This window comes from Myxococcus sp. AB036A, from assembly GCF_006547355.1.
Classification (GTDB): domain Bacteria; phylum Myxococcota; class Myxococcia; order Myxococcales; family Myxococcaceae; genus Myxococcus; species Myxococcus virescens.
Map to the genome: position 1 here is coordinate 152984 of NZ_VHLC01000002.1, position 12847 is coordinate 165830.

Sequence of the window (12847 nt, forward strand, 5' to 3'; positions counted from 1 at the left end):
CACCCACATTCCGGTTTTCGTCCGGAGTCCTGGTGCTGGGCTCGCGCGCATCGGAGCGCAGCGGCTGCTGACGCGGCTCCAGACCAACACCCCGCTCGCGCTGCGGGATCAGCTCAGCCGACGCCCCGGAAGGTTGAAGCCTCCGCGTGAGCCGCCGTCGCTTCGAGCACGTAAAACAGCCGCTTTATACGCACTCTGAGTCAAAGTGCTATTACCCGGAAAATGCCACACGTCAACGAATCCCCAGGCGAGCTGATGTTCTCCGATGAAATCCAGGCGCTGCACGGTGAGCTGTCCGCGGCGGCGGTGGCCTTCCTGAAGTTCGCGGAGCGGACGCCCGAGGTGTTCGCGCGGCACCGCTTCCACAAGTTCGAAGCGTCACCGCTGATGTATTACGAGCTGCACCGGTGGCCACTCCTCATCGACTCGCGCCGCGACCGTGAACTGGAGGAGGTCGCGGTCAAGCTCTGCCGGCTCGTCAAGCGCGGGCCTCGGCTGTTGCTGGGCGGCGACCCTCGGCGCATCGCCGACTACTACGGTGTCTCGCTGGAACGAGCGCGCGTGGCAGCGGAGGTCCTGGCCAACACGGAGGACGCGCGCGGCGCGCTCAGCCGCGGGGACTTCATCGACTCGGCCGGCGGCCTCAAGTGCCTTGAGATCAACATGATGGCGGGCCTGGGCGGATGGGAAACGGGGCTCAAGGCCCAGGTGGTGATGGACCAGCCCGTGCTCCAGCGCTTCACCGAGGAGCAGGGCCTGCGCATCCAACTGCAGGACACGCTGCGCGCCTTCCTGAGTCATGTCGTCGAAGACGTGCGACGGACCGTTGCGTGGGAAGGCGAATGCAATCTGGCCGTGCTCTTCCCCGACAACGAGCTGCCCGAAGCCGCGGGCAGGGAGATGGCGACGCTGCTGCTCAACAGCACGCTGAGCGAACTGCTCGATGCTGAAGGCGCGAAGGGCGAGGTGCTCATCGGCACCTACAGCGAGGTGAAGGACGCGGAGGGCCACTGCTTCACGATGCGCGGCCGGCGGCTGCATGCCGTGCAGGAACATGACGCGAGAGATCGGCTCGAAGTGGTGGGCCCGGACTTCGACGCCCGCGTCCGCGCCGCGCTCGCCGCGCGCACCTTGTGTCTCTACAACGGTCCAGCGCAGGAGCTGCTCGACGACAAGCTCAACATCGCGCTGCTATCGGAGAACGAGGCGTCACCCGCGCTCACTCCCGAGGAGCGGGAGCTCATCCGCCGGCACATTCCCTGGACGCGCCGCGTGCGCGCCACGCAGACGACGCGCGACGGCGCCTCCGTGTGGCTGCCCGACGAGCTCGCCGCCTCGAAGCGCGAAGGCCTGGTGCTCAAGGCGGGCCGCGCCTATGGCGGCAAGTCGGTGCTGATTGGCCGCGCGATGACCGCCGAGGACTGGGACGCCGCCATCCAGGAAGCCCTGGAGCACGGCGGCTGGATTGTCCAGGAGCGCGTCGAGCCCCGCCCCTACCACTTCCTGCGGGACGACGGCGCCGTGGGCCCCCACATCCTCATCTGGGGCGCCTTTGTCTTCGGTGAGCGCTACGGCGGAACCATGGTGCGACTGAACCCCACCGGTCAGGGCAAGGACGTGGTCAACGCGACCCAAGGCGCGTTGATGTGCGCGCTCGTCGTCGTCGAGTAACAGCCTGTGTCACACCGAGCCTCAGGGAATGAAAGAGCCCCTGGCATTCAGGCGCACTCCGGGCTGCCGCTCATTCTCAATTTTCAAGCATAATCAACCAAATCCCATTTGTCGCAGATAACCGCGTTAATATAGGCTTTGTCACCATCATGAAACGCGGACACGCGACGACTCGGCCCGTCTCGAAGCGGCCCCGAGGGCGCCGTCTGCCCGGGAAGGAACGCTCGCCGTGAAGCTCAGTGTTCTCGATCACTCCATCGTCGCCAGCGGCTCCCAGACACGTGCGGCCTTCCAAAACACGGTGGAGCTGGCTCGAGCCGCCGAGCAGCTCGGTTATCACCGCTTCTGGCTCGCGGAGCATCACGGCTCAGGACACTTCGCGGGCGTGGCGCCGGAAATCCTCGTCGCGCATGTCGCGGCGGCGACGTCTCGCATCCGGGTGGGAACGGGCGGCGTCCTGCTGTCGAACTACAGCCCCTTCAAGGTCGCCGAGGTCTTCCGGCTGCTGGAGACGCTCCACCCCAACCGCATCGACCTGGGCATCGGACGGACATCAGGCAGCACGGACCTGGTGGCCCGCGCACTGGCCTACGGGCCGCCGATGAACAACGAGAACTTCCCCACGAAGCTGGAGGACCTCGTCGCCTTCCTGTCGGGCACCACGCCCGCGACGCCGGAGTTCGAAAAGCTGAGCCTGAAGACCATGGCGCCGGGCATGCCGCAGGTCTGGGCCCTGGGCTCGGGCGAGCAGAGCGCCGCGCTCGCGGCCCGGCTGGGTCTGTCCTTCTGCTTCGCGCACTTCTTCAACCCCATCCACGGTGGCCCCGTGACGCGGGGGTATCGCGAGCGCTTCCAGCCTTCGCACGTACAGGCGGCGCCCAACTCCGCCGTCAGCGTCTACGTCATCTGTGCCCCGACCGAGCAGGAGGCCCGGCGAATAGCCCGGAGCAGCGACCTGCTGACCATCAACACGCGCAGGGGCCGGCCCGAAGCGCCCATTCCATCCATCGAGGAGGCGGAGGCCTACGCCTACACGCCCGAGGACCTGGCCACGCTCGAGTTCGACCGCAAACGCGTCGTGTGTGGTTCACCGGACCAGGTGAAGGAACAGCTGTTGCGCATGGCCGCTGAATTCCAGGCGGACGAGCTGCTCGTCACCACCATTGTCCACGACCATCGCGCCCGGATGCGCTCCTACGAGCTGCTCGCTGACGCGTTCTCTCTCTCGAGCACGCCGCCCGCCGCCCAGGCAGCCAGCTGAGCCTCGCCTCCGCGCAACGCGGAGCCCTGCACCGCGTCACGGTCACCGCCCTGAGCCCCGCGGCATGAGGGCTCCGTGGGGAGTGTGCGTGGTGCCACCGGACCGCTACCCCACCTCGCTTCCTGAACGTGAGTTCGTCGACAGCCATGAGCGAAGACAACCTGAGTGAAGGCGACGATCTGGCCATTGCCATCGTCGGAATGGCGGGCCGCTTCCCGGGCTCCCCCGACGTGGAGACCTTCTGGCGGAACCTCTGCGAGGGGGTGGAAGGCATCCGCTTCTTCACGGACGACGAACTGAAGGCACGCGGCGTTCCCGAGGAGCGCCTGCGACAGCCGGGCTTCGTGCGCGCCGGGGCCGTGCTGGACCAGGTGGACGCGTTCGACGCGAGCTTCTTCGGCTATTCGCCGCGCGAGGCGGCGCTGATGGATCCGCAGCACCGCATCTTCCTGGAGTGCGCGTGGGAGGCCATCGAGCGCGCGGGCCACGGACTGGATACGGAGTCGCGCTCGGTGGGCGTCTTCGCGGGCACGAGCCTGAGCACGTACCTGCTCTTCAACCTGCGCACGCACCCGGAGCTGCTCGAGTCGAGCGACAGCTTCCAGGTGATGATTGGCAACGACAAGGACTTCCTCGCCACGCGGCTGGCGTACCACTTGGACCTCAAGGGCCCCAGCCTGGACGTCCAGACGGGTTGCTCCACGTCGCTGGTCGCCACCCACCTGGCCTGCCAGTCATTGATGGGCTTCCAGTGTGACGTGGCCATCGCGGGCGGCGTGTCCGTGGACGTGCCCCAGCGCACGGGCTACGTGCACCAGCCCGGCGGCATCGCGTCGCCGGATGGCCACTGCCGTCCCTTCGACGCACAGGCCCAGGGAACGCTCTTCGGCAGCGGCGCGGGCGTGGTCGTGCTCAAGCGGCTGGATGACGCGCTCGCGGACGGCAGCCACATCCACGCCGTCATCCGGGCCTCCGCCATCAACAACGACGGTGCCTCGAAGCTCGGCTACACCGCGCCCAGCGCCGAAGGACAGGCGGAGGTCATCGCCCGCACCCACGCCCTGGCGGGCGTGACGCCGGACACCGTGGGTTACGTGGAGACGCACGGCACCGGCACCCTGCTGGGAGATCCGGTCGAGGTCTCCGCGCTGACGAGCGCCTTCCGCGCCGGCACGGAGGCCACCAGCTTCTGCGCGCTCGGCTCGGTCAAGTCGAACATCGGCCACCTGGACGCGGCGGCCGGCGTGGCGGGGCTCATCAAGACGGCCCTGGCGGTGGAGCACGGACGCATTCCCCCCACCCTCCACTGCCGCACGCCCAACCCGAACATCGACTGGGCGCGCAGCCCCTTCTTCGTGAACGCCGCGTTGAGGGACTGGCAGCCGCATGCCCACCGGCGCCGCGCGGGCGTGAGCTCCTTCGGCATTGGTGGCACCAACGCCCACGCACTGCTGGAAGCGCCGCCGCCCCCTGCGCCCTCCGGTCCGTCGCGGCCCTGGCAGCTGCTGGTGCTCTCCGCGAAGAAGCCGGCCGCGCTAGACGCGCTCACCCAGAACCTGGGCACGCACCTGGAGGCGCACCCCGAGCAGTCCCTGGCGGACGTGGCCTACACCCTCCAGATGGGCCGCAAGGCCTTCCCGCACCGGCGCGTCGTGGTCTGCGAGAGTGGCGAGGACGCGGCCACGGTGCTGTCCGAGGTGAACCCCGAGCGCGTGTTCACGGACGTGGCCAAGGACGGTGGCCGCTCCGTCGTGTTCCTCTTCCCCGGCGGTGGCGCGCAGCACCTGCGCATGGGGCAGGAGCTGTACGAGAAGGAGCCCGCCTTCCGCGAAGCCTTCGACGCGTGCGCCGCCATCTTCCAGCGCCGCGGCGGACCGTCGCTTCGCACGGTGCTGTACCCGGCGGGTGACGCGGACGCGGGCGCGCCCCTTCCTCGTCCCTCCGTGGGCCTGCCCGCGCTCTTCACGGTGGAGTACGCCCTGGCGAAGCTGTGGGAGTCCTGGGGCATCCGGCCCGAGGCGATGATTGGCCACAGCATGGGCGAGTACGTGGCCGCCTGCCTCGCGGGGGTCTTCTCGCTGGAGGACGCGCTGGCGTTGGTGGCCGAGCGTGGCCGCCTCTTCGAGCAGCTTCCCTCCGGCGCGATGGTAAGCGTGGCCATGTCCGAACAGGAGCTGCTGCCGATGCTGGGCGAGCACCTGTCCCTGGCCGCCGTCAACGGACCGTCGCAATGCGTGGTGGCCGGCGACACCGCCTCGGTGGATGCGCTCTCCGCCGACCTGGCGGCGCGAGGCATCGAGCACCGCCGCGTCCACATCGACGTGGCCGCGCACTCCCACCTCATCGACTCCATCCTGCCGGCGTTCGCGGCCTTCGTCGGGCGGCTGAAGCTCCAGACGCCGACGCAGCCCTTCGTCTCTGGCGTCACGGGGACATGGGTGACCGAGGAGGAGGCCACCGACCCGAGGTACTGGGTGCGCCACCTGCGGCAGACGGTGCGCTTCGGTCCGGGCGTACGTTGCCTGCTGGAGAACCCGTCGCGCGTGCTGCTGGAGGTCGGTCCCGGGCGGACACTGGGTTCGCTCGCGCGCCTGCAGGTGGAGCGCGGCCAGCCCACCGTGGTGCTCACGTCGATGCGGGCGCCTCGCGAGCCCGGCTCCGACATGCGCTTCGTCCTCACCACGCTGGGCCGGCTCTGGGCGGCGGGCGTTCCCATGGACTGGCGGCGTCTCCAGGCCGGAGAGCAGCGCCGGCGCGTGGTGCTGCCCACCTACCCCTTCGAACGCAAGCGGCACTGGCTGGAGCCGAATGCAGCCGGCATTGCGGTCGCCAGCGACGTCTCGCTCGCCCGGCGCAAGGACGCGGCGGACTGGTTCTATCTGCCCTCCTGGAAGCGCACGCTCGTACCGCGCGCAACCACCGTCGCACCCCAGAACTGGCTCGTCTTCACCGACACCAGCGGGCTGGGAGACGCCTTGGCGACACGGCTGGCGGAGAGCGGCGGCCGGGTCACCCGGGTGTCGCAGGGCTCCGACTTCCGCCGAGTGGATGACGGCGCCTTCGAAGTAGACCCAACCCGCCCGGAGACCTACGCGGCGCTGCTGAACGCGCTCTCCGAGGACTCCTGCCGTCCCGAGCGCATCGTCCACCTGTGGAGCGTTGACTCCGCGGGAGAAGGACTGGCGGGCCTGGAGCACGCCCAGCGCACCGGCTTCTTCAGCCTGCTCTTCCTCGCACAGGCCCTGGCTGGCCATGGCGCATCCGGGCCCGTGCAAATGACGGTGGTCTCCAGCGGCGTTCAGGCCGTCACCGGACATGAGGTGCTGGCCCCGGAGAAGGCCACGCTCCTGGGCGCCTGCCGCGTGCTGCCGCACGAGGTGCCGGGCCTGTCATGTCGGTCGATCGACGTGGAGGCCCCGCGCTGTAGCAAGACGCTCCAGGCCCTGGTGGCGCGGCTGGTGGGTGAGCTGGCCACGGGTTCTTCCAACGGCGCCGTGGCGCTCCGAGGCCCGAGCCGCTGGGAACAGTCGTTCGAGCAGGTGCGCATCTCCGCGCCCGCCGAGGATGCGCCGTCGCGCCTGCGTCCGCGAGGCACGTACCTCATCACCGGCGGCCTGGGTGGCATCGGTCTGGTGCTGGCAGAGTCGCTCGCGCGGCAGGTCCAGGCACGGTTGGTGCTGGTGGGCCGCAATCCCCTTCCGGAACGTGACACCTGGGACACGTGGCTCACCGAGCACGGTGAGCAGGACCGGGTGAGTCAGCGGATTCGCCAGGTGCTGGCGCTGGAGGCCCTGGGCTCCGAGGTCCTGGTCCTCCCGGCAGACGTGGGCGACGCCGAGCAGATGGCCGAGGTGCTGCGCCGGGCGCGACAGGCCTTTGGCGAACTCCACGGCGTCATCCACGCTGCGGGCGTACCCGCGGGCGGACTGGCCCAGCTCCGCACCCAGAAGGCCGTGGAGGACGTCCTGCGCCCCAAGGTGTCGGGCACGTGGCTCTTGCACGCGCTGCTGCGCGACACGCCCCTGGACTTCTTCGTGCTCTGCTCGTCTCGCACCGCCTACACGGCGGAGCCAGGGCAGATTGACCACTGCGCCGCGTGCGCCTTCCAGGATGCCTTTGCTCACCAGGCCGCGGCGACGGGGAACCTGCCGATCATCTCCCTGGGCTGGGACACCTGGCGCGAAGTGGGCCAGGCCGTAACGACGCAGATGCCGGACGGCGCCAACCCGATGCGGGAGGCGATGCTGGCCCATGCCCTGACACCGGCCGAGGGCGTGGACGTCTTCGAGCGCGTGTTGGCGCAGGCCCCCACCCACGTCGTGGTGTCCACCGAGGACCTGCGAGCGGCAATGGCGCGCAGCGCTTCGCTGCTCCAGGACTTGATGGGCCCCATGGAGACGGACGCCGCGCCGGCGACCGAGCGCGCGGCGCCCGCCAGCATGGATGAGGCGGAGCGCGAGCTGGCGGACATCTGGCAGCGCTTCCTGGGCGTGGAGAGCGTGGCGCTGCATGAGAACTTCTTCGAGCTCGGTGGGAACTCGCTGATTGGCCTGAAGGTCATCAACGAGGTGAAGCGCCGCTTCGGCAAGGACCTGCCGGTGGTGTCGCTCTTCGAGAACCCCACGCTCAGCGCCATGGCCCGGCTTCTGACCCGAGGGCAGGAACAGGCCTCGGCCACCACCAGTGACCGGCGAAGCCGCGGAGCCAGGCGTCGGGAGCTCATCCAGCAGCGGCGCCAGTCGGGGAACTGAGCGCAAGAGGGGGACAGCGTGTCAGACAACAACACGGGGATGGAGATCGCAATCACCGGCATGGCCGGGCGCTTCCCGGGCGCGCGCAGCCTGGAGGAGCTGTGGCGCAACCTCTGCGACGGCGTGGAGTCCATTGAGCCGCTTTCGGACGAGGCAGTCCTCAAGGCGGGCTTGCCCCCCGAGGTGCTGAAGGATCCGCACTTCGTGAAGGTGGCCTCACGGCTGGACGACGTGGCGGGCTTCGACGCGGCCTTCTTCGGCTACACACCGCGCGAGGCGGAGGTCATGGACCCGCAGCAGCGCCTCTTCCTGGAGTGCGCGCTGGAGGCGTTGGAGGACGCGGGCCATGGCGCGCCGCCTCCCGAGCTGTTGGTGGGTGTCTTCGGCGGACAGGCCCTGAGCACCTACCTGCTGCTCAACCTGCTGGGGAACGCGGAGCTGATGCGCACGGCGGACCCGCTCCAGCTCAACCTGGGCAACGCGGGCAGCTTCCTCACCACCCGGGCCGCCTACAAGCTGGACCTGCGCGGCCCCAGCTTCAACATCGAGAGCGCGTGCTCCACGTCGCTGGTCGCGGTCCACGTCGCCTGTCAGAGCCTGCTCAACCAGGAGTGTGACCTCGCGCTCGCGGGCGGCGTGTCCATCAACCTCCAGATTCAGGGCGGCTACCGCTACGTGGATGGCGGCATCCTGTCGCCCGACGGGCACTGCCGCCCGTTCGACGCGCAGGCCAAGGGCATCGTCTTCGGCAGCGGCGCGGGCGTGGTGGCGCTGCGCCGCCTGGAAGATGCGCTGGCGGATGGCAGCCCCATCTACGCAATCATCAAGGGCTCCGCGGTGAACAACGACGGCGCCGCGCGCGTGGGCTACACCGCGCCGGGCGTCGAGGGCCAGGCCGCCGTCATCTCCGAGGCCCTGGGCAGCGCGGGCGTATCGGCCGGGAGCATCGGTTACGTGGAGGCGCACGGCACCGGCACCGCGTTGGGAGACCCCATCGAAGTGCAGGCCCTCATCCGCGCCTTCGGAGACGAGGCGGCCGGACCGCGCACTTGCGCCCTGGGCTCCATCAAGCCCAACCTGGGCCACCTGGACGCGGCGGCGGGCGTGGCGGGCCTCATCAAGACGGCGCTGGCGCTGAAGCACCGCAAGCTGCCACCCAGCCTCCACTTCGAGACGCCGAACCCCAACATCCCCTGGGACGCGAGCCCCTTCTACGTCAACACGAAGCTGCGCGAGTGGAAGGCCCCCGCCCGCGAGCCTCGGCGCGCCGGCGTGAGCAGCTTCGGCATGGGCGGCACCAACGCCCATGTCATCCTGGAGGAGCCGCCCTCCCGCGCCCCAGTTCCGCCCACGCGCCCGCACCAACTCCTGGTCCTGTCGGCGCGCACACCCACGGCGCTCGCCGCGCAGGCCTCCCGGCTGGAGGAGCACCTCCGCGCGAACAAGGGCCTGGAGCCCGCGGACGTGGCGTACACGCTCCAGGTGGGCAGGCGGCGCCACCCGCACCGCCGCGCCATCGTTTGTCAGGGGCGTGAGGACGCGCTCACGGCGCTGGGCGACATCAGCCGGCAGCTCTCCGCCACCGAGGAGCGCACCCGCCGCCCCACCGTGTTCATGTTCCCTGGCCAGGGCGCGCAGTACGCGGGCATGGCGCAGGGCTTGTACGAGAACGAGCGTGGGTTCCGCGCGGACGTGGACGACTGCGCCACCCGGCTCATCCCGCACCTCAAGCTGGATCTGCACGAGGTCCTATTCCCCGCCGCGGACCGCGCCGAGGAAGCCCAGCGGCAGTTGCAGCAGACGCGGTTGGCCCAGCCGGCCCTCTTCATCATCGAGTACGCGCTCGCGCGGCTGTGGATGTCCTGGGGCGTGCGGCCCGAGGCCATGGTGGGCCACAGCATCGGTGAGTACGTGGCCGCGTGCCTCGGGGGCGTCTTCACCTTGCCGGACGCGCTAGCCCTGGTGGCCGCGCGGGGCCAACTGATGCAGGACCTGCCACCGGGCGCCATGCTCTCCGTCGCGCTGTCGGAAGCGGAGCTGGTGTCGTCGCTGGATGCGCGGCTGTCCGTGGCCGCGGTGAACGCGCCGTCGATGACGGTGGTCGCCGGCCCTGACGACGCCGTGGACGCGCTGAAGGCCCGGCTGGACGCACGTGGCGTCCAGTCGCGCCGCCTGCACACCTCGCACGCGTTCCACTCCGCGATGATGGACCCCATCGTCGCGCCCTTCACCGAGCGGCTGCGCCGGATGAAGCTGTCCGCGCCGCAGATTCCCTTCCTCTCCAACGTCACCGGCACGTGGGTGACGGCCGCCGAGGCGAAGGACCCGGCCTACTGGGCCCGCCACCTGCGTCAGCCTGTCCGCTTCGCCGCGGGGCTCGCGCAGCTGCAACCCGCGCAGGTGCTCCTGGAGGTCGGTCCCGGCCGCACGCTGACCACCTTCGCGTCCCAGCCTGGCGCGCTCCGGCAGGCGCCCACCACGGTGACATCGCTCCGTCATCCGGACACGCGGCAGGCGGATACGGCCGTGCTGCTCGGCGCGCTGGGACAGCTCTGGCTGTCCGGCGTGGATGTGGACTGGGAAGCCTTCAACGGCGAGGCACGGCGCCAACGCGTCGGGCTGCCCACCTACCCCTTCGAGCGCAAGCGCTACTGGGTCTCCCCCGACGGGCACCGCGCCCTGGCCGCCGCGCCGTCCGCGGAGCGCGCCCCCGAAACGGAGGAGCCCGACGAGGCTCCCGCCGCGGGCTACTCCCGCCCCGCATTGGCCGTGGCCTACGTGGCTCCCGACACCGAAGACCAGCAGGTGGTCGCGCGCATCTGGGAGGACGTGTTGGGCGTGCGCCCGGTGGGCGTCCACGACGACTTCTTCGCGCTCGGTGGACACTCGCTGCTGGCCACCACGGTGGTGGGACGGCTGCGGGACACCTTCGGCTTCACGGTGCCGTTGCAATCGCTGTTCGAGGCGCCGACGGTGGCTCGACTGGCGGCGCTGGTGGCCGAGCAGCGCAAGAGCCCCGGCCATGACGACCCGGAGGTGGAGGCCCTGCTGCGAATCCTGGCCGAGCTCACCGCCAAGGAGGGCGCGGCCAGCCGTTAGCCGCGCGCCCACACCCCTTTCGAGAGACAGCCCAATGGCACCTCCTATCTCCCCACCCCTGAAGGCGCTCCTCCTGGCCATGGAGTACACGCCGAACGTGGCCGGCGGTGTGGGCACCTATGTCTACGAGCTGGCCCGCGGGCTGGCTCGCGGCGGGTGCAAGGTCACCGTCCTGGCGTACACGCCCGGCGAGCCCGCCGTGCTCCGCGAGCCCAACCTCACCGTACACATGATGCCGCCCAGCCGCGGCAGCCTCTCCCAGGCGGGGAAGCTCTCCCTGGTGGGCGGCATCCGCGTCTTCAACGACGACCTGATTCACCGAGGCCGCGAGCTCATCCACGAGGAGAAGCCAGACCTCATCCACTTCCACCAGTGGCACACCCACCGCGCCGCGCGAGCGCTGGCCCACGAGGCCGGTGTGCCGGTGCTGGGGACCAGCCACTACATCTCCGAGCCCGCCGAGCGATGGTGGGGACAGACGCCCGACCCGGAGATTCTCGAGGAGGAGCGCAGCTTCTACGACGGGTCGACGAACGTCATCTCGGTGAGCGACTCCATGAGCGAGCTCATCCGGGAGACCTATGGGATGCCGGCGTCGCTGCTGCACACCATCCACTGCGGCATGGACGCGGGCCCCTTCCTCCAGCCCTCGCACACGCCGGAGGACTACGCCCGGCTGCGCGCCACGGTGGCCACGCCGGATGACCCGGTCGTCCTCTACACGGGCCGGCTCCATCCCATGAAGGGCATCAGCGCCATCTTCGCCGCCGCCGAGCGCGTGCTCGAAAGGCGCCCCAACGTGCGCTTCCTCCTGGCCGGTGGCACCGACTCGCGTGAGTCCACGCAGATGGTACAGACGCTGACCCAGCGCTACGCGCACCTGCGCCACCGCATCAAGCTGCTGGGCAAGCTGCCACGCCAGCAGCTGGGGCTGCTCCATCGAATCGCGGATCTGGCGCTGGTGCCTTCGCTCTACGAGCCCTTTGGCTACACGGCCATCGAGGCCATGGCCTCCGGTCTGCCGCTGGTGGCGACGCGCTCCGGAGGCCCGTCGGAAATCGTCGACCACGAGAAGACGGGCCTGCTGGTCCCCGTGCTCCCCGGCGCACCGGGAGGTCCGCGCGAAGTGGACGTCGAATCGCTCGCCGCCGCGCAGCTCAACCTGCTGGAAGACCGTGAGCGGGCGCGGCGCATGGGGCTCGCTGGCCAGCAACGCGTGGTGGAGCTGTTCAGCCTGCCGCGCATGGTGGCCGCCAACCTCGCCGTGTACCAGAAGCTCGTTGGCGGACAGGGACGCGAGGTGCGGTCATGACGGATTGGTTGGCCTTCCACGTCCCCGCACCGGCGTCCTGGGTGCGCCTGTTCTGCCTGCCTCACGCGGGTGGCAGCGCCTCCCTGTTCCGCACCTGGCAGGCGGAGCTGGGGCAAGACATCGAGGTGTGCCCGGTGCAGCTCCCCGGCCGGGAGAACCGCCTGCGCGAGCCGCCCCTGCGCGCGCTGCCGGACGTCATCGCGCCCCTGGTCGACGTGCTGGCGAAGCACACGGACAAGCCCTACGCCCTCTTTGGACACAGCATGGGCGCGCTGCTCGCATACGAGCTGACGCGGGCCCTGCGCGAGCGCGGGCTGCCGGCTCCCCTGCACCTCTTCGTCGCCAGCTACCGGGCGCCGCACACGCTCCAGGCCCACACCCCGGCCACGGCCACCCATGACATCGACGCGTCCGAGGCCCGGCGCCTGGGTGAGTCACGCGCCGTGTCGGGCGAGATGGCGGAAGAGCTGCTGACTTTGATGCGCGCCACCATGCTGGCGGACACCGCCGTGTGCGAGGGCTACGCGTGGAAGCCGGGCCCCGTCCTGGCGTGCCCGCTCTCCGCCTTCCGCGGCTTCGACGACTACGTGCCCGATGACGCGACGGAGACGTGGCGCCAGCTCACCTCCGGTCCGTTCGCCACCCAGACGTTCCTGGGGGACCACTTCTTCCTGCGACAGACGCCGCGCGGCCTGCTGCAGAACATCCGCCGGAGCCTCACCAGGCTGCGGCCCGCATCGACTCGCTGACCCT

Annotated in this window: 6 protein-coding genes; all 6 read left to right on the forward strand. The window is 70.1% G+C overall.

Annotation, left to right across the window (positions count from 1 at the left end; genetic code table 11):
- The first annotated feature begins 222 nt into the window (after nucleotides 1-222).
- The 6 genes from FL344_RS01580 to FL344_RS01605 all read left to right on the forward strand — a co-directional run bounded on the left by FL344_RS01580 (nucleotide 223) and on the right by FL344_RS01605 (nucleotide 12843).
- On the forward strand, nucleotides 223-1671 hold the full coding sequence (locus FL344_RS01580) for a hypothetical protein (RefSeq protein ID WP_141617232.1): 1449 nt from the start codon (nucleotides 223-225) through the stop codon (nucleotides 1669-1671).
- A 229-nt stretch (nucleotides 1672-1900) separates the two neighbouring features.
- Entirely contained in the window at nucleotides 1901-2932 is a 1032-nt protein-coding gene (locus tag FL344_RS01585; protein WP_141588878.1) for an LLM class flavin-dependent oxidoreductase, read from the forward strand.
- 146 nt (nucleotides 2933-3078) lie between these two features.
- The gene (locus FL344_RS01590) at nucleotides 3079-7683 is read left to right on the forward strand and encodes a type I polyketide synthase (RefSeq protein ID WP_141617233.1); all 4605 of its coding nucleotides are present in this window, start codon (nucleotides 3079-3081) and stop codon (nucleotides 7681-7683) included.
- A gap of 18 nt (nucleotides 7684-7701) precedes the next feature.
- Entirely contained in the window at nucleotides 7702-10782 is a 3081-nt protein-coding gene (locus FL344_RS01595; RefSeq protein ID WP_228564682.1) for a type I polyketide synthase, read from the forward strand.
- Nucleotides 10783-10816: 34 nt separating this feature from the next.
- Nucleotides 10817-12094 carry a glycosyltransferase family 4 protein gene (locus FL344_RS01600; RefSeq protein WP_141617234.1) on the forward strand — a complete coding sequence of 426 codons (1278 nt, stop codon included), beginning with the start codon at nucleotides 10817-10819 and terminating at the stop codon, nucleotides 12092-12094.
- Complete coding sequence (locus FL344_RS01605) at nucleotides 12091-12843, forward strand: thioesterase II family protein (RefSeq protein WP_141617235.1); 753 nt, start codon at nucleotides 12091-12093, stop codon at nucleotides 12841-12843. The genes FL344_RS01600 and FL344_RS01605 overlap by 4 nt, the downstream gene beginning before the upstream one ends.
- The last annotated feature ends 4 nt before the right edge of the window (nucleotides 12844-12847 follow it).

Coding starts and splice junctions, on each gene's coding strand:
- FL344_RS01600 (WP_141617234.1), top strand. CDS start 10,817: ATGGCACCTCCTATCTCCCCACCCCTGAAGGCGCTCCTCCTGGCCATG.
- FL344_RS01605 (WP_141617235.1), top strand. CDS start 12,091: ATGACGGATTGGTTGGCCTTCCACGTCCCCGCACCGGCGTCCTGGGTG.
- FL344_RS01580 (WP_141617232.1), top strand. CDS start 223: ATGCCACACGTCAACGAATCCCCAGGCGAGCTGATGTTCTCCGATGAA.
- FL344_RS01590 (WP_141617233.1), top strand. CDS start 3,079: ATGAGCGAAGACAACCTGAGTGAAGGCGACGATCTGGCCATTGCCATC.